Source organism: Peptidiphaga gingivicola, from assembly GCF_001652275.1.
Taxonomy (GTDB): Bacteria; Actinomycetota; Actinomycetes; order Actinomycetales; family Actinomycetaceae; genus Peptidiphaga; species Peptidiphaga gingivicola.
The window spans coordinates 963,701-985,809 of sequence record NZ_LVZK01000001.1 but is presented as its reverse complement, the minus strand read 5'-3'; the positions used below and the strand labels follow the sequence as shown (position 1 = coordinate 985,809).

Annotated in this window: 15 protein-coding genes; 7 read left to right on the top strand and 8 right to left on the bottom strand. The window is 65.7% G+C overall.

Annotated features, from left to right (window positions below; translation table 11 throughout):
- Positions 1-230: 230 nt before the first annotated feature.
- A complete protein-coding gene (locus tag A4H34_RS04010) occupies positions 231-1,874 on the top strand; it encodes a DUF1266 domain-containing protein (protein ID WP_064231167.1) in 1,644 nt (547 codons plus the stop codon).
- 133 nt (positions 1,875-2,007) lie between these two features.
- Here A4H34_RS04010 and A4H34_RS04005 read toward each other — a convergent pair whose 3' ends face one another.
- Both A4H34_RS04005 and A4H34_RS04000 read right to left on the bottom strand, forming a co-directional pair.
- Positions 2,008-3,579, bottom strand: a complete 1,572-nt coding sequence (locus tag A4H34_RS04005) for a WD40 repeat domain-containing protein (RefSeq protein ID WP_231870943.1) — start codon at positions 3,577-3,579, stop codon at positions 2,008-2,010.
- Positions 3,580-3,743: 164 nt separating this feature from the next.
- The gene (locus tag A4H34_RS04000; protein ID WP_064231166.1) at positions 3,744-5,003 is read right to left on the bottom strand and encodes an FAD-dependent monooxygenase; all 1,260 of its coding nucleotides are present in this window, start codon (positions 5,001-5,003) and stop codon (positions 3,744-3,746) included.
- Positions 5,004-5,432: 429 nt separating this feature from the next.
- Between A4H34_RS04000 and lysX the strand changes: the two genes are divergently transcribed.
- Positions 5,433-8,822 (top strand): bifunctional lysylphosphatidylglycerol synthetase/lysine--tRNA ligase LysX, encoded by a 3,390-nt coding sequence (gene lysX / locus A4H34_RS03995; protein ID WP_231870942.1) that lies wholly within the window; start codon positions 5,433-5,435, stop codon positions 8,820-8,822.
- Positions 8,823-8,996: 174 nt separating this feature from the next.
- Here the strand turns inward: lysX and A4H34_RS03990 are convergent, their stop codons facing one another.
- From A4H34_RS03990 to A4H34_RS03970, 5 genes are all read right to left on the bottom strand, one after another.
- A complete protein-coding gene (locus tag A4H34_RS03990) occupies positions 8,997-9,725 on the bottom strand; it encodes an alpha/beta fold hydrolase (protein ID WP_064231165.1) in 729 nt (242 codons plus the stop codon).
- A 164-nt stretch (positions 9,726-9,889) separates the two neighbouring features.
- A complete protein-coding gene (locus A4H34_RS03985; RefSeq protein WP_064231164.1) occupies positions 9,890-10,666 on the bottom strand; it encodes a DUF998 domain-containing protein in 777 nt (258 codons plus the stop codon).
- Between the two features lie 460 nt (positions 10,667-11,126).
- Positions 11,127-14,015: a 5'-nucleotidase C-terminal domain-containing protein gene (locus A4H34_RS03980; protein WP_331711610.1), complete on the bottom strand. Its 2,889-nt coding sequence runs from the start codon at positions 14,013-14,015 to the stop codon at positions 11,127-11,129.
- 291 nt (positions 14,016-14,306) lie between these two features.
- Entirely contained in the window at positions 14,307-15,374 is a 1,068-nt protein-coding gene (locus tag A4H34_RS03975; RefSeq protein WP_064231163.1) for an LLM class flavin-dependent oxidoreductase, read from the bottom strand.
- A gap of 72 nt (positions 15,375-15,446) precedes the next feature.
- A complete protein-coding gene (locus A4H34_RS03970) occupies positions 15,447-15,809 on the bottom strand; it encodes a hypothetical protein (RefSeq protein ID WP_231870941.1) in 363 nt (120 codons plus the stop codon).
- Between the two features lie 107 nt (positions 15,810-15,916).
- Between A4H34_RS03970 and A4H34_RS03965 the strand changes: the two genes are divergently transcribed.
- The 3 genes from A4H34_RS03965 to A4H34_RS03955 all read left to right on the top strand — a co-directional run bounded on the left by A4H34_RS03965 (position 15,917) and on the right by A4H34_RS03955 (position 18,146).
- The gene (locus A4H34_RS03965; RefSeq protein ID WP_082903049.1) at positions 15,917-16,351 is read left to right on the top strand and encodes a MarR family winged helix-turn-helix transcriptional regulator; all 435 of its coding nucleotides are present in this window, start codon (positions 15,917-15,919) and stop codon (positions 16,349-16,351) included.
- A gap of 348 nt (positions 16,352-16,699) precedes the next feature.
- Entirely contained in the window at positions 16,700-17,284 is a 585-nt protein-coding gene (locus A4H34_RS03960; protein WP_064231161.1) for a TetR/AcrR family transcriptional regulator, read from the top strand.
- Positions 17,285-17,357: 73 nt separating this feature from the next.
- Positions 17,358-18,146, top strand: coding sequence for an oxidoreductase (locus tag A4H34_RS03955; RefSeq protein WP_064231160.1), 789 nt, complete (start codon positions 17,358-17,360; stop codon positions 18,144-18,146).
- Positions 18,147-18,414: 268 nt separating this feature from the next.
- On the opposite strand, the gene A4H34_RS10625 is transcribed toward A4H34_RS03955, so the two are convergent.
- Positions 18,415-19,362, bottom strand: a complete 948-nt coding sequence (locus A4H34_RS10625) for an ElyC/SanA/YdcF family protein (RefSeq protein WP_082903048.1) — start codon at positions 19,360-19,362, stop codon at positions 18,415-18,417.
- A gap of 191 nt (positions 19,363-19,553) precedes the next feature.
- On the opposite strand from A4H34_RS10625, the gene A4H34_RS03945 reads away from it, so the two are divergent.
- Both A4H34_RS03945 and A4H34_RS03940 read left to right on the top strand, forming a co-directional pair.
- Complete coding sequence (locus A4H34_RS03945; protein ID WP_331711609.1) at positions 19,554-20,543, top strand: ABC transporter ATP-binding protein; 990 nt, start codon at positions 19,554-19,556, stop codon at positions 20,541-20,543.
- A 12-nt stretch (positions 20,544-20,555) separates the two neighbouring features.
- Positions 20,556-21,947 (top strand): FtsX-like permease family protein, encoded by a 1,392-nt coding sequence (locus tag A4H34_RS03940; protein WP_064231159.1) that lies wholly within the window; start codon positions 20,556-20,558, stop codon positions 21,945-21,947.
- Positions 21,948-22,109 lie beyond the last annotated feature (162 nt).

Here is a 22,109-nt window from a genome sequence, read left to right as displayed (position 1 = left end):
TGTCCTATTTTCATGCAGACTGGCATTGCGCAGAGGCGAAAGCATACGTACGATGAAGCGGGTCAGCCCGTCGTCTCCAGAGGGTCGTCGACTTCGTCCGAAAGGCGAGGCCCTCGGGGCAATTGCGAGGCCCTCGGGGCAATTCCACGCGAGTGAGCCGAATGCTCCCGGGCCCGGAAGCACGGGACCTGGAACAAGGATGGACAACAAAGAAGCGCGAGCCTAGGCAAATGGAACTGAAGTCCGAGTACATGTTGTTGAGCGCGCCGTATCGCTTTGAATTGCATCATCTCACGCCCCTCGCTCCGAGCGTGGTAGCCGAGGACCTGCTGTCGGTCGCGATACCTCAGCGCGCGTCCGAAAGCCGCGATTCGGCGATGAAGGACCTGACCGAGTGCGCAATGAGAAAGCTTGCCGCAGCAGACGAGAGGGCCGGAACGGAAGACGGCGCGTCCGCACTGCGGCTCATCGCGGACGTCTACGGAAGATTTCCCGACGAGGCGCGCATTTCGAACGATCTTTCCTTTGCTGTGAAAGAGATGTATCTTCCCGGGTCCGACGGCGGCGCCGGTGAGGCCGCCGTCGGGTCCGCGGCACAGGCCTCCGATGCGCCGCGGACCCCGGATTCGATGCAAACTCTCGATTCGGTCCGCGCCCTCGCGCCGCGCCTGGGCCCATTCGAAAAACTCGGCGTCAAGAAGGCGAACGAGGCCGCGAAGGAGAGCCTCGCATTCCAGCCCGCGAACCTCGCAATCGATCAGACGAGCCGCGCGGCCTCCTCCAAGCAGTGGAGGGTTCCCGCGTGGCTCATGGCAGTCGCCGACAACCGCGGCCCCCTGGGCTTGAACGACGCCTTCGTCGTCTTTCTGCTGTCTGCAGCCTACAGTTCGCGGCTCATCGACGACGAGGCCGCGGCGGAAGCGATCGAACATTATGGAGGGAAAATCGCCGCTTTATACACGGGATGGGAGCAGTTCCTTGCCTCGTGCGCTTTGGGCGCCATCCTTGCCGGCGAACCGTCAAACGGCGACTCGAATGACGGGAGTCTGTTGAGCGCCGTCTACGGCTTCGCGGTCTCGCCCGCCCCCGTGTTCGAAGCCGCCGAGTTTTGGCCTCGCCCTAACCTGAGCTGGCTCGCCGAGAATCTGGCGCCCCTGTTGCCCGCGCAGACGCTCGCCGAATACAAGGCGCACGTCAATGCCGTGAAACCCCCTGCGCCGAAGGCCTCGCATGCTCTCGGCCCCCAACGGTTCGCGTCCCGCATCCTCTTCGAGGAGGCAAGACGGGTCCTCGCCCACAATTCGGCCAGCCAGGCCGAGTATAGGCGCTGCTGCGAAGCCGCCGACGGCATTTGGGCTGAGACGGCGCGCCGCCACGGGGTGGACTTCATTCTTCTCGACCCCGCCAACGCCGCAGCCGTCCATCTGCCCGACCTGTCTCGCAAGAAAGGCTCGGAACCCGCGCACTCGAACCGGTTTTGGCCGGCTTTCAAGGCACTCAAGGACGAAGTCGAGGGCGTGCCTTTCGCCTGGATGGACTGCCCCGGACCCGCGGGCTTCCTCATGACGTCGTCGTGCGTCTACCGAGTCGCGCGCGAAACGGAGGCAGCGACGCCGACGACGACGCAGATCCCCTGGGACCGAACGGAATTCCGATGCGCGGCAACCGACTCGAACCGCATAGCGATTTCGATCGGCGGCGAGGCGACGCGTGAACTAAACGTCGACTACGAGGCGTTGGGCCTGCCCGGCGCCTACCGCGACAAGGACCCGGAAATCGTGGCCGCCGTGCTCAACCCTCACGTTGAGCGGCTCGATTCCTTCTTCGCCGACCTCCCGTGGCGGGTCATGGACTGGCAGTGGCGCGAAGAGTGAGGCCGCAGGAAGGTGCGCGGGGCGGCGAGCTCATTCCCCTGCAGCGGCGGGGCCCTTGCGACGGGCGCTCTGCCCTGCGGCAGGCACCCAAGCGGCGGTCGAAGCCTGGGCCCGGCTCAGCCGTCCGGATGCGTCATCTGACGGCCCAGCTCGGAAGGCCCACCATGTAGCTCTCGATCGGCCCTTGACCGAAGTTGTCGGCGAAGACGATTCTGCTCAGATCTCGCGAGGCGCTCGCCTGCGGCTTGAAGAAATCCGGGTCGCTGACCGCTTGGGGGGCCGCGTCCTTCGACGAGCCGCCGATCGCGGAAGCGTTCGTTCGAACGTTGGCCACGCTCAACGCCTGCCCGCCGGCTTTCAACTCGACCAGCCACACCTTCCGGTATTCGGCTCGCTCCTGAGGCGCCGCTTCGTCCGAAACGTCGTCTTTCTTCTCCCCATACGTCGAGACCACGGCCCACCCGGGCTTGTCGTACGCCTGTCCGCTGATGTCCAACGTATAGTTTTCGCCGTTGGCGGGGTACAGGCTGCGCAGGTCGATGCGCTCGTGGGAGTCGAGATCGGTGGCGGAGAGTTGGTTTTTGCTGTAGTCGGCAAAAACGTAATAGTCCTGCTTTTGTGGGCCGTATGCCATGTCCGCGTGCTTCGACGTCGTCGGAAGCTCGAAAGAATCCTTGAGGTCGCGGGTGTAGACGCGCGTTCCTCCGGCGTCCCCAGGCCACGAGACGACGACGTGCCTCCCGCTGGGCGAGGCGCTGACATAGTCTGGGGAAGCTCCGGGCCTAGGGAAGTTCTTGGCGTCCAGCGTGCCGACGATTCGCTTGTCCTTGACGTCGAGCACGACCAGGCCATAGACGTTCCTGGTCCGAGTCGCCTCGTCGTGCCTCGTCGCGATGAGGGCGAGATAACGACCGTCGGCGCTGGTCATGCTCCGGCCTTTCGTTGAAAACGACGTGGCCTGAGACCACGGCGTCCTGCCCGAGAAATCGAACATGACTTCGCCTTTTTCGGTCTCGACATTGTACGTCCACCACGTAGTCCCGCCGTCGCGCAAAGTGAAGTGCAGCAGGTTCGGATTCGAAGCGTGCCAGATCGGCTCGCAATTGCCCTTGAGTTCGCCGAGTTTCTTGATCAGTTTGAATGTGGCGGCGTCGTAAAGGTACCAGGCGCCCTGCCCGTCGCGCGCGATGAAACGAGTGTTGTCGGCGTTGAAGGCCTGCTTGCGCGAGTTGTCGTGGCGCACAAAGCTGCCCTCGGCCTTGCTGGCGTCCGTCGCCCGATAGATGAAAGTTTTGTTTACGGGATCGAGCGCCGCCGACTTCTTCAGGTCGTCCGCGACAGCGGGCTTTTCCATGGCGCCCGCAGGGTCTGCAGACAGAGCCGCGAGACCGAAACCCCGATCGTAAAGCGAGTCGAAAGGGTTCGACGGTTTGGGTTCCTCGGGTTTGACGGCCGTCCTCGTGAAATCGTCCGAGGGGGAGGGAGCGCCCCGGCGACCCGAGGACGCCGTCGGCTTAGCTTCGCCAGCCTTGTGTCCGCTTGCCCCGGCACGGGCGCCAGGCGACGTCGAAACCCCCGGGCTCGGCGACTGCCCCGGTCCCGTCGAGGAACTGTCCGCGTCCGATCCGCGGCAGCCCGCCAGAACAAGCACCGCAGCGACGCAAACGGCGCCGACACGCGCCGAAGAAAGGGGCCAGGTGCTCATAACTCAACGCTACTTTCCGCCATGGACGCGGGCAAGGCAAAGATAGTACGGTTTTCAATGAATTTCGTCATCCCCTTTGCGGGATGCCCTGCCCCTACGGACCGAAGGCCCAGGATCGGGAGCCGGAAGGATCGATCGGGAGCCGAAAAGATCAAAAGCCCCGGTCATTCGCGCGGCCGGGAAGACGAAATCCGCCCCCGCGCGGGAATGACCGATTTCATGAGCCCGTTGCCTTTCCTTCCGGTTCCGACGAAGGACGCAAGCAGCGAACGCCCCCATGGGCGCTTGAAAACCGACATGGCAAGGGCTCGCGCCGTCCCGCCTGCCCTGCCCGCCGGGGTGAAGAACGCCCTGTTGCGCGCACCGACTTTCTGGTAGTGCCTGATGAACGGACGCGACCTGGCCTCCCACTCTTCGAGGGCCCCCTCGACGTCGCCCCTCCTCTGACCGATGATCGCGGTCAGCAAATTCGCACTCGCCAGCGCGGTGGAGGCCCCCATCCGCGAGTACAGGGTCAGGCACCATCCGGCGTCGCCCATGAGCACGACCCGCCCCTTGTGCCATCGGTCCATCCGGACCTGCACGGCCTCGTCGAAAAGGCTCTCGTCGGCGCGTTCGAGCTGATCGATCGCGGCCTTGACCTGCGGGGCCGCTCGCGGGCCGTACACCTCGCGGATTCGAGCGGCAGGCGAGGCGGCCGCGAACTCGGCGGCGACGTCGTCGGCCTTGTAGCTGAACATGACGGTGGCCGGACGGTCCTTGAAGGGAAACACCCAGAGCGATTTGCCGGCCTCGGCGAAGGTCGCGCCTTGGCCGCGTTCGAGCCCCGGAAGATCCTCGGGAATCTGGGAGGCGACGATCATGTATCCCAAATGGCGAATGTATTTCTCATCCGGCCCGAAGACCAGTTTGCGGACCGTTGAATGCACGCCGTCGGCGCCCACCAACAGGTCGTAGCGCTCGCGGCTTTCCGTGCCGTCCGAAGAGTCTTTGAGCCACACGTCGACGCCGGCGCCGTCCTGCTCGACGCGCGTCGGCACGGTCGAATACCGCACGTCGACCTTCGGATCAAGCGCATCGATCGCCTCGTAGGCGGCGTTTTCAATGTCGCTGCGGAGCACGAGCCACGGGTCGCCCGGAAGGTCGCCGAAACCGAGTCCCCGACGTTTTTCGCCGTTTTTGCCCAGTGCGTAGTTGTCTCGAACTTTGGGCGCCCTGTTGCGCATTCCATCGAATCCCAGCTGTTTCGCAGCCACTTTGCCGGCGGCGAAGAGCCCGACGAAGTAGCCTCCGCGGCGACGCTCGGGGGCGCGCTCCACGACGGTCACGTCCCAGCCGCATTCGTGCAGGCCCTTGGCCATAGCCATGCCGGAAATCCCGAGCCCGACGATCAGTGCGCGCTGTGAGTCGTTTCGTTCCTTCATGACTCGAACATAAACGATCCCGATGAGGTTCCACTGCGGGCATCCACAATGCGAGCGCAGGCGCGTCGCGGGCGCCTGCCCGGCAAAAGCCCGCTCGGGAAAGCGTCTCTTCGCTGCGCGCATCTGATACGCGCATCTGAATCGCTGACAATCGTCACTCGAAGCCCCCTCCGATGGACTGCGCGGCGCCCGACCCGTTACAGTTCCAATAGAAAATTTCACGGGTAAACCGCACATGAACGCCAAGGGCATGCAGACGGACCGGCGCTCGGGCCCACGGGCCTAGGCGTTTTCCGGGCGCCCCGTGAATCGCCGATGAGAAGGACAAGGGATTTGACGAGCGAGCAGCCGACGACAGCGAACAGCGCCTCGGACGGCGCGGCGCCGGAGGGGCGCATGCCGTCGGGGAAATCCATGCAAGAAGGGCGCATGCCAGAAAAGCACGCGCTGGACGGTGTGACGTCGGACGGGCATTCGGTGATGTCGGACGGGACGCTCGCAGCGACTGAGAACCCGACGTGCGCGAGCGGCAAGAAGGGCCCGAGCCGGGCCAAGGAGCTCGGCGCGCGCATCCTGGTGTTCACTGTGCAGGCTTTTGCCGTGTGGCAGGCGGTCGCCCTGCTCCTGCTGGCCTTCGTTCCGGATTTCGTCTACGACGTCGCCCGCGTCCTCAATGTGACGAACATCCCCTCCTATCCGACCCTGTTGTCCTTCTTCCTGCTCACATTCCTTTCGCTGGGGCTTTTGCGGCGTCAGCGCGCCGCGCTGTGGCTGTCTGTGGCGATGTGGCAGATCTCCGTGATCGTCACACTGGCGGTCGCAACCGTCCTTTCTCACATCAACTCGGGCTCTTCTGAGCGATTCCGCCCGCACGGCTGGCATTATCTCGTGTCCGTCGCATTCGCTTTGTTCGTCGTCGCGAGCGCCTTCTGGATGCGCAGCGCCTTTCCGGCCCGCTTGGCCCCCGGAGCTTTGCGGCGGGCGTGCCTCGTCATCGTTTTGGGGTTCGCGACGTCGGCCGGATTCGCCTTTTTTGCCCTGGAAACGGCAGGGTTCGGCAGACTTCCCTTCCACCACGCGGTCAACTGGAGCATTTCCGTGGCGCTCGGCCTTCCGTCCGACCAGCGCCCCTTCCGCTCCCCCATCGAGGGTCCGTACTGGGTGGAGACGGCATCGGGAGTCATCTCGGTTGCGACTCTCGTGTTGGCCATCGCCGTCTTCCTCCGCGCCGCGCCGCAGAACGCCCAAAGGGATTACGACGACGAACTGGCGGTGCGGCGGCTCCTCGTCGTCGGCGGCTCGGCGGATTCGCTCGGGTACTTCGCGACTCGGGACGATCGGCGAACGGTCTTCTCCCCCGACGGCAAGGCCGCCCTGTCGTTTCGCGTGGTCTTCGGCGTGTGCTTGGCCGCGGGCGATCCCATCGGAGACAGGCAGTCATGGCCCCAGGCAATTGCGAAATGGCTGGAGCACGCGCGTTCCTACGGCTGGGTTCCCGGAGTCATCTCAGCCAGCGAAGACGGGGCGAGGGCGTACCGCGCCCAGGGGCTTAGGGCAATCGTCCTGGGCGACGAAGCCGTCATCGACGTCGCCTCCTTCCGGCTCGGAAGCCCGGAGTTGCGAGCCGTCCGCAAGGCGATCGCGGGGCCGACGAACGCCGGATACCGGGTGCAGGTTCGACGTCAGTCGGAGATTCCCGCGGACGAGCTGGCGGAGCTCGTCGAGATCGCCGACGTGTGGCGGCGCGGCGGCCCGGAACGGGGTTTTTCCATGGCGTCCGGGCGGATCGGCGATCCGCGCGACGGGCGCACGGTGATCGTCACCGCGCACACGGCCGAGGGCCATGTGTGCGGCCTCCTGTCTTTCGTCCCGTGGGGCCGCCGGGACGTCTCTTTGGACCTTATGCGGCGTTCCCCGGCCGCGGTGTCCGGCGTCACCGAGCTCATGGTCACCCAGCTGATCGCGAATGCCGACAGGCTCGGAATCACGCAAATCTCTTTGAACTTCGCGATGTTCCGGGAATCCTTCGCCCGCGGCGAGCGCATCGGCGCCTCCCCGCTGGAGAAGCTCAACCGGAAGGTTTTGGTCTTCGCCTCGCGCTGGTGGCAGCTTCACTCTCTCTACCAGTCGAACGAAAAGTACCTGCCGCAATGGCGCCCGCGCCTGCTTTGCTACGGCAGCACGGCGCAGCTGACCCAGGTGCTCATCGCCGTCGGGCAGGCCGAAGGCTTCGTCCCCGAGCTTCCCCGCACCTTCCAGCGCCGCTCCCGAGCATCGCAGCTCAACCTCCCGGAGACGGCGGCAAAGCTGGCCGAGGCCGTGCGCAAACAGGAAGAGGAGCTTTTCACGCCGACCGTGCCGGAGCGGCGGCTTTCCGAGCAGCAGCGTATTCGCAGGGAGAAGTTGGCGCGCCTGATCGACGCCGGCATCGACCCCTATCCCGCCAGCGTGCCGAGAAGCCACGCGCTCAGCGACGTGAGGGACGATTCGGGGGCCGTCTCGGTGGTCGGACGCGTTGTGCGAGTGCGCGACCACGGCGGCGTTCTTTTTGCGGACCTGCGCGAGGGAGGCGTGGAACTCCAGGTCATGTTCACCGCCGACCGCCCCGAAGCCGGACTCGCGCTCTGGAGGGAGACCGTCGATCCCGGCGACCTCGTCAGCGTTGCGGGCACGGCTTGCCGCAGCCGCTCCGGCGAGCTCAGCGTCCATGCGGAGAGCTGGAGCATGGCCGCGAAATGCCTCACCCCTCCCCCGGACAAACACCGGGGGCTGCGCGACGCCGAAGTACGCGTGCGGCAACGCCACATGGACCTTGCGCTCGGCGGAGAGGCGCGACGCCGCCTTCTCGCGCGCAGCGCGGCCGTGCGGGCGATCCGGGGAAGGCTTGCCGAGCACGGCTTCGTCGAAGTCGAAACGCCGATGCTCAATCGCATCCACGGCGGGGCGAACGCGCGGCCGTTCTCAACGCATATCAACGCCTACGACCTCGATTTGACCTTGAGGATCGCGCCCGAGCTATATCTCAAGCGGCTGTGCGTCGGCGGATTCGAGAAGATCTTCGAGATCGGCAAGAATTTCCGCAACGAGGGCGCGGACTCCACGCACAACCCCGAGTTCACGGCCCTGGAAGCCTATGAGGCGCACGGCGACTACACGACGATGCGCAGGCTCGCCGAGGATCTCATTCGGACGGCGGCGTGGGCGGTCCACGGAAAGGCCGTCGCGCCCGCACCCGGCGGCGGCGTCGTGAGCCTGGACGGCGAATGGCCGGTCGTATCCGTGCACGCGGCGGTCTCGCGGGCCGTCGGCGCCGACGTCACCCCGGACACGCCCGCGGACGAGCTTCAGCGGCTGTGCCGGGAGCGAGGCATCCGCTACGCCGCCTCGATGACCGCGGGAGACCTCGTGAGCGAGCTCTACGAGGAGCTCGTCGAAGGCAGTACGACCGCCCCCACGTTCTACACGGACTTCCCGGTGGAGACCTCGCCGCTGACGCGGCGCCATCGAGACGATCCGCGCTTGGCCGAGCGCTGGGACCTCGTCGCATTCGGCATGGAGCTCGGCACCGCTTACACCGAGCTGACCGACCCGGTCGATCAGCGCCAGCGGCTCACCGAGCAGTCCTTGCGGGCAGCGGCCGGCGACCCCGAGGCCATGGAGGTCGACGAAGAGTTCCTTTCGGCCCTCGAATTCGGGATGCCCCCCACCGGCGGCCTCGGCCTGGGCATCGACCGGATAGCGATGTTCCTGCTGGGCGCTTCGATTCGCGAGACCCTCGCTTTCCCGTTCGTCCGCCCGGAGGCTCGCCCCGCCCGCTGACGATCGGAAGCCCGCCTCGCCAACTTGAGGGCCAGAGGCTGTGTTGTCGCCTGGCAAGCGGTCGGCTCTTCTGCGCTTGGACAATTCTGAGGGCAGAGCAGCGTGCGGTGCGGCGCCGGCCGAGCTCAGGCGGGCTATGGGCGCGTGCGGACCGAGCCCGGGCGACGTCGCGGTTTACTGGCTTTGAATGTGGCGCACAACTAGATCCGGCCTCGTCAGTGGGAAAACGTGATTCTGGCCGGTCAGCATGATCGTTCGGGCGTGCAGCTTGCGCCCCAGATCCCACTGGCTGCGCAGGAATCGGCGCTGCTTGCCGTTGCCCGCGCCGACGAGGAGCAGCGGAGCCGGGCTGCGACGTCGCACGACGTCGGCGTCGAGCAGAGCGTCGACCCGGGCGGCATGCTCCCAACTGGTCGAGAGCTGCTCGGCCAGGCGTCGGCTGTTTTCCCGCGTCCCGTAACGTGCACGCGCCTCGTCGATCGGAAGAGTGTCTTCGCTTCCGGTGGTTTGGCGGATTCCCCATCGGCGAATCCTGGGGCCCACGCGCCACAGGGCCTCGACGGCCGCACCGGCCAGCTTGTCCATTCCCCGTCGAAGCTTCCCTTCCACATGGAAGCGCGACGGGACCTCGTCTGGAGCGGTGGGGTCGATGAGAACCAGCTGTCTGACCTGGTCGGGGCGGCGAAGAGCCCACTCGATCGCGGCGAGGCCGCCGAGCGAATGGCCGAGGAGGTCGACCTTCGGCGAGTCCGAGGCTCCAAGCTCGGCGCGAATGTCGTCGGTGTCGGCCGTCAGAGGGACCTTCCAAGAATCGAGTGTGCGGGTGTCCGGCCCCAAGAGACCCGCCAGCTTCTCGTAGTCTTTCGGGGGGAGCCCCCACCCTGGAAGAATCAACCACGTCATATCGCGTCACCTCGCTCGTCGCGCAGCATAGCTGCATGGACTCCTTTGAGCCCCGTTTTCTGGTCTATGACATCACAGATATTTGTGAAATTTCTATAAGGTCACTGTTTTCTGCGTGCAATTTTTGTGAGATCGTCGATTGCGGCGGGATTGAACACGGCGCGTCACTCGCGGCGTCGCCGCACGGCGAACGCTCCTTCCGGGTCGAATCCCGCCGGCGCGAAAGCGATGAGAACCCCGGTCAGGGAAACCTGGATTCGTTGGACGACGCCGACGGGGCCGACCCCCAAAAGTTCGGCGCCCGTGAGGAAGCCGACGAGGAGAACGACGCTGGCCGCAAGCGAGGAGGCCGCAATCCGCATCCCGAGCGAGTAGCGGGCACGATGACGGAAAAGGACGATCAGGATGAGGCTGCAAGCGACCGTCACCGTGCCCACTCCCACAGCTACGCTTGAGGCGTCGTGCATCCACTCGTATCGTCCCACCTCCCCGGCCTTGATTTGCTCGCGGCATTCCGGCAGAGACAACGCGCAATCCAAAGGGGTCACTGTGCTGTCGATGATCGTCGCGAGGGCGAAGATCGAAAGCCCCGTGGCAAGGGCCCGGCGGAAGAGACAAAAGGAGCCCCAGCCTGCGCGCAGGGCTCCTTTGCCTTGCTCGATCGAAGCGGATCGACGGAGTCCGGCTTGGAATCCCGCTTGCCGAACGAAGAGCAGGGTGCCGGAGAAGATAGCGACGCCGCTGAGCAAATCTGTGAGGCGGAAGAGCCAGCTCCTCGGATACTGCCGAGCCGCCAACTCGGACAGGTAAGAATCATGGATGTCGAAAGGCCAGCCGACGATCGCCTCGCCTATCGTGCTGATGTATGCCAGAGCGCCGAGCCACAGAAGAAGGGTCGCAAGGCGTTTGAGGCTGCGCGGCGACGGGCGGGCATCAACCATGAACAGTTCCCTGCCTCTCAAACGACGCCCAAGGACACAGCGCTCCCGCCTCGACATCGCCGCAAGACGGATGAAACAAGTCGAAATTTATCACAGCGGCCATAAAATCGCGCGCTGCGAATAAGTAGAAAACGATCGACAGGAAGAGTCAGAAGGCGCCCGCCAAGCGGACTCAGGCGTGCCGCACAGGCACGACGGCGCAGCAGGGCTTTCCGCTAATGGAAGGCTTTTGCGCGCCGCGCAGGGAAATGAAGCCGCCGGGCAGACTGACGCGCCGCGACTCGTTGGGAGGATAATAGTTCGACCCGCGGCGCATCAGGGGCGCTCCGTCCGATCGGCGCATGCGATCGGCGCAAGCGCTTTACTCAGCATACGCTTTCGATCGGCTGGGAGGAGGTTAGACGCGTCCGCGGTTGGGCGCCCAGTTCGGCGCCCAACCGTCGGCCGTCCGCCTGTCGCTTCAGTTGTCTTCCCGGGCCGCCCGGCGACGGGCCACAAGCAAGCCGCCGAGGGACAGAAGCACAAGGGCCGCGATAAGGAGCGGAAGCGATTCGGCGCCCGTGTACGCCAGACCCGGCGTGTGCAGATTGCGCTTGGACGCCGTCGACTTGGCCTTCACGTCTGCATCGGGCCCGTCCGCGTTGCGGCTCGCCGCGGAGGCATGCGGCACAGAGCCTTCGCCGCGCTTGCGCGCATTGCCCTTCGCAGGACCTGGATCCCCAGTGGAGCTGGGCCGAAGGTCGTCTCCCGGCCTGTTGCCGTCGCTGGGTCCGTTGCCGCCGGGGTCCACTGCGCTCGGAAGCGCGGAGCTGGGCGAGGCGTTGCCGCTGGGCCTCGGGGCCTCAGCGGTTGCGCTGGGCTTAACCGTGGCGCTGGGCGAGGCCGTGGGGCCGCCGGGTTTCGCCGTGCCACTGGGCTTAACCGTGCCACTGGGCTTCGCCGTGGCGCTTGGAGCAGAGGTGGAACTCGGCTTCGAGCTCGCGCTTGGCTTGCCGCCGTCGCTCGGATTGCCGCTCGGGGTCGGTTTCGCGCTGCCGGTGGCGGTGGGCGCTGCCGTGCCGCTCGGGCTGGTCGAAGGCGCTCCCGGGGCAGCGGTCGAAGGCGGCGTCGAAGGCGCTCCGGGGGCGGCGGACGAAGGCGAAGCCGTCGGCTGCGCCGATCCGCCGCACGCCACGGTGACGGTCAGCCCCTGCTCGGCCCCCACGACTTCGGCGAAATCGGTCCTCACAGTGACGGGAAGTTTGATCTGCTTCCCCGGATTCGCGGCGCATTTGCCGTCAACCTTCACCTTGGCGACTGCGCGGCCGGCGCCGTCGGCCGTGATCGTCGCCTTTTCGTTGTTCGCGTCCGGGTCTGCCAACGAGTTGTCCACCGGCGACGTCGTGGATGCCTCCCCCACATTCACCTTGACGTTCTTCGTCACCGACGGCCCTTCTGAGAAGGACAGCCCGCGAAGGGAAACGTCAATCGTCTGGCCGTCCTTGACCGGCTCCGAGGGAAGGGTGACCCCGATGGAGGACTTTGCGGCGCGCGGTTTGAGGCCCGGGTTGGCAGCCAGATACGAGTTGAACTTGTCGCGGTCGAGATTGTCGGTGATGACGGGGGCGCCGCCAGCTGTCAGGGCGTCGAACGAGTCGCCGCCGGAAAGCAGGAAGGTGACCGAGCCGACTGTGTACTTGCGTTTGAGGTCGAGCGGCTTTCCGTTGACCGTTACGGACGTGATGCGATTGCCGTAAGGCTTTGCCGGGTCAAAGGTGTACTTTACGTTCCGCGACAAGCCCAATTTGAGCATGGGCCGGGAATTCTGGGTATTGAGGTTGGTCTTCCACTGCTGCTCGAGGGCCTTCTTGAAGTCCGCGCCCGTGATCGTCACATACCCCAGCTGGTTGGAGAAGGGCTGGACGGCGAAGGTCTGACGGTAGGTGATGTCTCCGTTCGCTGAGGGGACGAGGTCGGCGCGCAGCCCTCCGGCGTTGATGGCGCCGATGTCCACCGGCTTGCCCTCTTTCGTTGTCACGGTCCCTTGAAGTGAGTCTGCGGCGAGGTCGCCTAGCGAGGACTCGATGCCGCGGTTGGAACCGGGATCGGGCGCCTCGCCGTTCGACGAGAAGACGCCGCGGGAAAACGCCGAGCCATAGCCCGTGGCCACGACCTTGTCGCCGGCCGCCTTGGAATCCTCCACCGCCTTGTCGACGATCTGCTTGATCGACTGCTTTTCGCCGCATTGGGCCACTTCCGAAGCGGGAATGAGCTTGGCCTCGGAGCGCACAACCTTCTTCGCCGCCTTGTCATAGGTGATCTGCAGGTTGCCGAGGTTGTCGGTGTACGATCCGGAGGCTATGGCCGAGAGCTTGTTGCCCCGAGCCCCGTCCACCATCGAGAACTTGTAGGGCACATGCGTGTCGCCGCCCATGATCCCGTCGACGGACGGGCCCATTTTCGGGTAGTTGTTCTTGACGTCGTCGTCGAGCATGGCGATCACGACGTCGGCCTGACCGGAGTCTTTGAGCTCCTTGGCCATCGTGTTGATCTTGGGAATCGGGTCGTTGAACGTCAACCCCGCCGTGGCGCCCGGGCTGAGCTTGTAGGGCACGTCGCCCGCGATGGCCCCGATGAAGGCGACCCGGACGCCGGAGGCCGACGTCCATATCACTTTGTCGCCAAGGTACCGGCCCATGCCGTCCACGTTCGCGCCGAGGTACGGGAAGCCGACCTTCGTGTACCCTCCGGTTCCGTCGATGCGATGCTTGAAGACGTCGACGCCGAGGTCGAGCTCGTGGTTGCCGATCGTCGAGGCCACGGGTTTGAGCTCGTTGAGCGCGGCGATGGTCGGATTGTCCTGCAGCGAGCCGGATGTGAAGGGCGAGGCTCCGATGTTGTCGCCAAGCAGCGTGAAGGACGAGTCGCCGCTGGCGGAGCGGGCCCTGTCGAGGTAGCAGCCGACCGCCGAAACGCCGGATTCGGTGACGGCCCCGTTCTTGCTCGCCTTCTCGATGTGCCCGTGGACGTCGGTCAGGTTGTATAGATCGAGGGTCACGGTTCCGTTCGCCTCGGCGGGCGCGTTCGAGCGCGGGGCCGCAGGCGCATTCGGGCTCGGGGCGGCGGTCGCGCTCGCAGCCGGGGCGCCCGGGTTCGGGGCGGCCGTCTTGGGAACTCGCGGCTGCGCCGGTTGAGTATGCGCCGGTTGAGGCGGCGTCGGCTTGTACGTCGGCCGGCCGTCCGCGGAAATCTGCGAATCGGAGGAGCCCCCGGGGGTTCCGCGCCCGTCGGCGTGAGCCGCAATCGGTGCAATCAGCAGTGATAACGTTGCCGCGCCGCCGAAAAGGGAACGCAGCCGTGTCTTCGTCATCGAATCTCCTCGCGTGAATATGTTGTTTGAGTAACATTTGATCACACCGAAAGACCGCTGTCGATTTGCCACGAGGAGTTGTGGACAAGAAGGCAGCGTTTAGAGCCTGTGCACCGCCGCCGGGCGACTTGGAACCCCGCTGCCGCACCGTCTCGGACCTCCGTCAGGCCGGCCTAGAGCGAAGCGGCACACGGATCTTGAAAGGCCTCCGACCTGCCGTCAGGCCCGCCCAGAGCCCTCGGGCTCCAACCGCCGCGCAATTCTGCGAAGCGCGATCCGACCGACCGTTCCTCAGCCGACGGAACGGCCCTCGGCGGGACCCTCCGTCGCCGGCATCCAGCCGAGGGCGGGCGCGACGTAGTCGGCGAAGTTCTTGAGAATCCTGAAGTTGACGTCCACCCCGAGCGGGTTGGGAATCGTCAAAAGTAGGGTGTCGGCCGCCTCAATCGCGGGATCGGCCTTGAGCTGTTCGACGAGCGCGTCGGGCTCGGCGGCGTACGTCCGGCCGAAGGTCGTTTTGGTGGCACCTTCGAGATAGCCGACCTGGTCCTCCCCCTCGCCGCGGATGCCGAAAAGCTGCCGGTCCTCCTCGGCGACCAGCGGGAAGATCGTGCGGGAGACCGAGACCCTGGGCGTCCAGCCATGGCCCGCCTCCTTCCATGCGGCGCGGTATCTGGCGATCTGCTCGGCCTGAATCTCGCCGAAGGAAGCGCCGTCGGATTCTTGCACCAAGGTCGAGCTCATGAGGTTCACGCCGTCGCGCGCGGCCTGCTCAGCCGTTTTGTGCGACCCGGAACCCCACCAAATACGCCGCTCCAGACCCGGGGACTGCGGGAAAACGGGCAGCGGAATTCCCGGTCTGTACAGGGCGGGGTACTGTTCTTCCAGCGGCGCCGATCGCGCCACTCCCGCGCCGCGGACGGCCGCCATGAACAGTTCGAACTTCTGCCGGGCCATGTCGGCGCCGTTGGCTTGGCCGCCGCGATATCCGAAGGCTTCCCATCCGCGCTCCGCCGGCTCGGGCGAACCGCGCGAAACGCCAAGCGCCACGCGTCCCTCGGCGATGAGGTCCAATGCCGCCGCCTCTTCCGCGAGATAGAGGGGATTTTCGTAGCGCAGGTCGATGACGCCCGTGCCCACTTCGATGTTCTTCGTCGACGCCGCAATCGCCGAGAGAATCGGCATGGGCGAGGATCCTTGGGGAGCGAAATGGTGGACGCGGAAGTATGCGCCGTTGACGCCGATCTCGTCCGCGGCCCGCGCGAGCTCGATCTGCTGGCGGAGCGCCTCTCCGGCGAGCGGCCCGTGTTTGCCGTCGAGCGAATGATGGCCGAAGCTGAGGAATCCGAATGACTTCATAGTTGAAGATTAAATCATCTTCGTTCCCGTGTCCATATGCGGTGGCCCACGGTTCCGCTCCAAGGCGCCGACTCACAGCGTCGCCGCGAGCGCGGTCGCATGAACAAGGGCGGCGAAGGCGGCGCCGACGGCCATTCCTTTCAAACGGTTCGCGACGGCAGCTACGAGGTCGGCGATTTGCGCGACGACGGCGACGCCGAGAAGCAGCGCCGTCGCCCGCCCATCGGGGGCGGCCCACGCGACGGCGGACACGGCCAAACCGAGCGGGACGGCGCGTCCGGCATACATGGCGGCATAGAGGCGCGCGGCTTCGACATCGCCGCGCACGCCCGAGCCGCCGCATTCCCCCAATGCCCTGCCCCCGCCGCGAGGCCCGTTCAACGCCTCCGGTCGAATCAACGCAAGGACGCCGAATGCGGCCGACCCCAGCGCCATCAGCGAATTTGCGACACTCAGCCATAACGGCATGGTCGCTCCTCCTTTCAAGTCATTCTGTCCTTAATCATTCATTTCTGAATTAATCACAATGTTACCCTTTTGACGTGGACGACGTCGACGGCATGACGATCCTCCAGGCGGCGTGCTTCCGCCTGGGCATGGCCGGATCCCAGATAACACAAGCCTTTTCCCAGCGTGTGGAGCGGCTGGGCCTGACCCACAAACAAGTTGGACTGCTCGCAGCCGTAGACGCGGGCCACGCCTCGTCCCAACGCGACATCGCGACTCGCCTCAACGTCGCACCCAGCCTCGTCGTCGCCCTCGTCGATCAGCTCGCGGACCTCGGAGCCGTCGGCCGCGAGCGAAGCGCCGCCGACAGGCGGGTGCAGGTCATCACCCTCACCCCGAAAGGGCGGGAGCTGTTGGCGGAAAGCGCCGCGGCGGCAGAGGAGCTCGACGCCGAATTGCGCGCCCGCCTCTCCCCCGCCGGCCGCAAAGCGCTCGCTACGGCACTCGACGAGTTGGAGCTTTCCGACTGACGAATTGACGCACGGCGACAACGGTTCAACGGCCCGCGGCAACGCCCCAACAGCCGATGACAACAACGGTTCAAGGGCCGACGTTCGCGCCTTGACGCACACATACAGAAGATCAATGGCCGACGGAGACAGCCCGACGGCCACCGGCAGCGCTCGGCAGCCAACCGCAACACTTCGACAGCCGCCGGCGAGGAAGCGCGGGGCCGACGGGAGGAAGCGCGGACCCAACAGCAGGAGACGCGGAGCCGACGCGAAGAAGCCGACCCGAAGAAGAGACAAGGCCCGACGCAAGCGCCGAAAAGCACGCCCATTTTTGACCTGTAAGTCAAAAATGGGTAGCCTCGTCCTATGAGCAGACCTCGAAAGTTCGACGAGGACGACGTCGTCGAACGCGCGATGGAAGAGTTTTGGACGAACGGCTACGCCGCCACCTCCCCCGCGCGTTTGGCCGAGGCCACCGGCGTCGCCAAAGGGAGCCTGTACAACGCGTTTTCGAGCAAACGCGCGCTCTTTGAACGATGCCTCGACAAGTACCAGCAACAGATCGCGAAACTTGCGGAAGGCCTGATGGACCATCCCGGCACTACCCGCGAGTGTCTGAGGGACGCGTTGCGGGCGGTCGTCGATTCGGATCTGGCTCAGGTGCGCCGCCGCGGATGCCTCATCGGCAACACCGCCGTCGAGCTAGCGGGCGATGACCCTGATTTGGCGCGAAAAATACGGAAGATGCAGAGCGAATCGACCGCTTGGTTCGCCCGACGCGTCGAACGCGGCCAGCGCGAGGGCGACGTCCGCCCGGACCTCGACGCCACGGCCTTTGCCGAGCAGATGGCGACGACGCTTGCCGGCCTCCGCGTCATGGCCGTCACGCACGAAGCCGAATCACTCTACAGAGTGATCGACATGGCCCTGGCGGCACTTCAAACGAGTTGATCGCCACACACAAAGGATCGCCCTCACAGGGTTGATCGCCACACACGTCAGTGGCTGAGAACAAAGGAGAAATATGAATCTCAACCTCGAAGGCAAAACCGCTCTCGTCACGGGAGCCAGCCGCGGGATAGGCCTCGCCGTCGTCCGCAAACTCGCGGAAGAGGGCGCTCGCGTGATGGGCGTCGCCCGCACGGTCACCCCGGAGCTCGAAGATGCGAGCGCACTCGCCGTTTCGGCCGATTTATCGACGCCGGGCGGTGCCGAAGCAGCAGTCAAAGCGGCGCTGGCAGAGCTCGGAGGAATCGACATCCTCGTCAACAACGTCGGCGCGGGCGACCCCGACGTCATGAAGCTGGGCGGCTTCCTCGAAATCGACGACGCCCAGTGGCGCGACCTGTTCAATCTGAACTTCTTCAGCGCAGTGTGGACGAGCCGCGCAGCCCTTCCGAGCCTCCTCGAACGCCGCGGCGCAATCGTCAACACTGGATCCATCAACGCCCTCGTGCCCGCGCAAGGGCCGGTCGGCTACAGCGAGGCCAAGGCCGCGCTCGTGGCTTTCAGCAAGCGTTTGAGCGAAGAGTTCGGGCCGCAAGGGGTGCGCGTGAACACGGTCTCTCCGGGCGGGGTCGGCACCGGGCTGTGGCGCGACCCGGACGGTTTCGGTTCGCGCGTGGCGGCCTCGATGGGCATGTCCCACAGCGACCTTCTCTCGGCGATGCCCACCGCATTCGGCGTCACTTCTGGGCGCATAGCCGAGCCCGAGGAGATCGCAGCGCTCATCGTATTCGCAGCTTCGCCGGCCGCCGAATACCTCGTGGGGGCAAACATCGTCATTGACGGCGGGACGGTCAAGACGGTCTGATTCGCCCAAATCACGGGGTTCGTAAGGCCCGGGCGGCTCGGGTCAGTTCGCCCAGTCTCGCTAGGATCGCGGGGGTTCAGAAGGATCGCCGAGGTCCGGAAGGATCACCGGAGTTTGGAGAGATTGCCGGAGTTTGGAAGGATTGCGCGGTTCTGGCCGACCGGGCTAAAACCGCGCGCCCCGCAAACGCATGCGCCGCGACGCCCACGTTCTTGTGGACGACACCGGGAGCGAATGCGCCTGGCATGTGCCGCTGCGACGCCGCCGTTCAGGCCGCCGAGTTCGGTTTGGGCATCCGACGTCGCAGCGCCCGCAGGTCGGCGAGCCCCACCACGGCGGCTATCGGTTTGACGAGAATTTGCTCGCCGAAGCGGTAATCCGCCCCGCGCACGAGCCTGTCGGCGAGGTCTGGGCGCAGCCCGCGCAGAAGAATTCTCCCTTTGAGCGCGTGCACCGAATTGGAGACGATCGCGACGGAGGCGGCGTCCTCGATCAGAGGGATCGCATTTTCGATGTTCTGGAGTGTCGATCGGCTCTCGCGGTCCAGGCGGATTGGCCCCTCATATCCACGGGCTCGCGCGTAGCTTTCCATGACCTCGGCCTCAGGGACGGGACCAGACACCGCGCCGCCGCATAGCACAAGCACTTCCGCAGCTGCGGAGGCATGCGCGATGCCTGAAACTGCGGAGGCGCGCACAATGCGCGCAACGGATGCATCGGCGAAAGCGGCCCGGCTTTCGGAAACGGACACATCGCCCGGACTCTGCCGAATAGTCGATTCGCGGCGAACCGCCGATGCCCGCCGAGAGGCAGCGGCCCGCAGCCCGTCAGATTTGAGCGAGCGGAGCTTGGCGCCTCGCCGTCCCTCGGATCCAAGCGAACGGAGCCCGGCGCGCACACGGTACCGGTTGACGAAGTTCGCGCGGGCGCCCCGGTTCGCAAAACCCAGCACGACGACGGCCTTGCCGACGCCCGCCCCAACGGCATCCTCTTCGCCGACGCCGGCCTCGCGCTTTCCGTCGGCCTCGCCGACGTCTCTCTGCCGCGCTTCCGGAGCTCGGCCGAGTACTTCCGCGCGTGATCGCCGACGAGCCTGCCCGAGCGATTGCCCTTTGGCGGCGTCGCCCCGGCCCAAGCACTTCCTGCTCGCCCGCCAATGCACGAGTTCGCCCCACGCAAGCAGGGCGGAGGCGGCGATCAGGAAGCGGCGCAGCATGCTTTCACTTTAACCGCATGCTCTCACTTTAACCGCATGCTTTCACTTTGGCCGTGCTGCACGGCCCGTGGCACCCCGTCAGCCCTCTTCTTTCGTTCGCGCCAGCCCCCTAGTCACACTCCTGCCAGCCTTCTGCGATCTGGCCAGCCCGCGGTATGTGAAACCGAAACCGACGCTGAAAACATTGAAGCATGAGATTCGAGAATCGAAACGAGTCGCGCGGCGACGAGCAGACAGGGCCCGACGTTTCCCGCCGCACGCGAGGCGCAGGAGCCAAGACGCGAAATGAGGCAACCGGACGCTGGGGCCGAGACGTCGGGCAATCCGACGTCGGCTGGCAAGGCTCTCAGGCCGGCAGACCCGGCGCAGTCCCACAGGGCTTTTCCCGACCGAACCAACCAGGAACCGGACAGCGCAACCCTTCTGGGGCCGGCCGGTCAGGCGCCGCCAGCGCCTCCATTTCCGTCCGTCAACTCACGCGCGTGTACGAGGTGCCGGGGCGAAAAGACGCCCGGGTTCTCGCCCTCGACGGCGTCGACGCCGATTTCCCAGAAGGCAGCTTCACCGCGATTGTCGGAGCCTCGGGTTCGGGCAAATCGACTCTTCTGCACTGCATGGCGGGACTCGACGAGCCCACGGACGGGCGCGTGACGATGCTGGGAAGCGCGACCTCCGAGATGAAGCCGGCCAAGCGCGCGACGTTCCGGGCGCAGCACGTCGGATTCGTGTTCCAGGAGTACAACCTCATCGCCTCCTTGACGGCCGCGGAAAACGTGTCGATGCCTTCGCGGCTTGCCGGGCGGACGCTTTCCAAAGGCCAGATCGACGCGGCGCTCGATGCGGTGGGGTTGCGGCATCGCGCGAATTTGAAGCCCCACCAGCTTTCCGGCGGCGAACGCCAGCGTGTGGCCATCGCCCGCGTGATGGCCAGCGAGCCGCGCATCGTCTTCGCGGACGAGCCCACCGGCGCATTGGACCTCGACTCCAGCGGCGTCGTCCTGGATTGGCTTCGCCAGCTCGCCTCGCGGGGAACCACCGTGGTCATGGTCACGCATGACGTCGAAGCCGCAGCCCTGGCTGACTCCGTCGCGGTCATGAGCGGCGGACGTCTGGCGACGTGGTCGAACTGCCGCGACGCCCAGCGAATCGCCGGCCTCGTCCACGCCGCCCGCGCACGCTGAAGGGAGGGGAAAATGTCGACCTTGATGTGGAAAGACCTGCGTCACCATGCTCGCCAATGGCTGTGGTCGCTGCTGGTGGCCACGGCGGGCGCCGCCGTCGTGGGGATAATCGTCATCGCGTGGTGGAGCGCCACCCAGTGGTCCCTGGAACACGGCAATGGAGAGCATTTGCGCGCCAGCAGCCTGATCGGCAGCAACCTGGTGGGATACGCGGGCACCGCGACGGCGATCGTCATATCGACGACGCTGGGTCTGACGGTTGCGGCCCAGCAGCGCTCGCACGCCCTGTGGAAGGTGCTCGGAATTCCCGGCAGCCGCATCCGTGCGATCATCCTGTGGCAGGTTGGCGCCGTCGGAGTGATCGGGGGCCTGCTGGGCGGGCTGCTCGCCCTGCCGCTGGCGCGAATCTATCTGCTCACGTGGCGGGAATTCGATCTGTTCCCGCGGGATCTTCCCCTGTCGATGCCAGTTTTCTGCATACCGGCGACGGTGTTCGTCACGGCTCTGTTCAGCGTGCTCGGAGGCCTCGGGGCAGCACGGCGGGCAGCCAATGTGCCCGAGATGCAGGCCTTGCGCGAGGCGGCCGCCCCAACCACGCGCACGAGACTGTGGCAGTGGATCGCGGCCGGAATTCTGCTGATCGGCGTGGTTATGCTGCCTATACTCGTCAATCTTCCCGCCGACGTTCTCGAAGGGGGCAGCACAAGCAAAGCGGAAGTGGCTGAGATAAAATCCCCGGGCGGCCGGGCGATCATGGGCGGAGGCATCGGTTTTATCGCCGCCTTGGCGGCGTTGTTCATCCCGAATTGGACGCTCCGCCCCCTGTTGGTTTTCTGGACGAGCCTGATTCCAAGCCGCAGCCCAGCCTGGTTTTCGGCACGCGCGAATGCGCGCCATCGCTCGGCTCTCAGCATGACCACGATCGTTCCCTTCGCCATCGCCGTTTCCATGACGGGCACCATCCACGCCACGGGCGGCGCGGCGCGCTCGGGCGGAATGAGCAACGGGGTCAACGGTTTTCTCACGATCATGGTCCCGATTTTCTTCATAGCCGGGATCGGGGGCGTGGCGAACATCGCTATGGTCGGGCGAACGCGCCGTCAGGAGGGGGCGTTGCTCGGAGTGATTGGAGCGCGGCCGGGCGCCGTTCTGCGGTCCACCGCCCTCGAAGGGGCGATATACGCCGGAACCGGGATCCTTTTCGGATTGGCGACGACTTTGCTCAGCGCGGTCTGCGCTACGGCGATGTCGGGAGGCGGAGCAGAGATGTTCGCCTCCGCCATTCCCGTGAAGTTCCTGTTGGCGGCCATGGGAGCGTCGCTGGTTTTGGCTGTCGCCACCACGTGGCTGCCCGCGCGGCTCGATCGCCGCGCCTTGATGGACAATCTGCGCCGGCCGGTGTGACGGACGATCGGCCGACCGGCACAAGAACGGGCTGTCTGAGCCGGTCGGCGCGGCCACGGACGATCTGAGCGAACCAGAACAACGGACGGTCCGCATCGGCCAGACTAACGGACCGTTCATACCGGACAGAGCAACGGACGACCCGTGCCGGCCAACGCGACG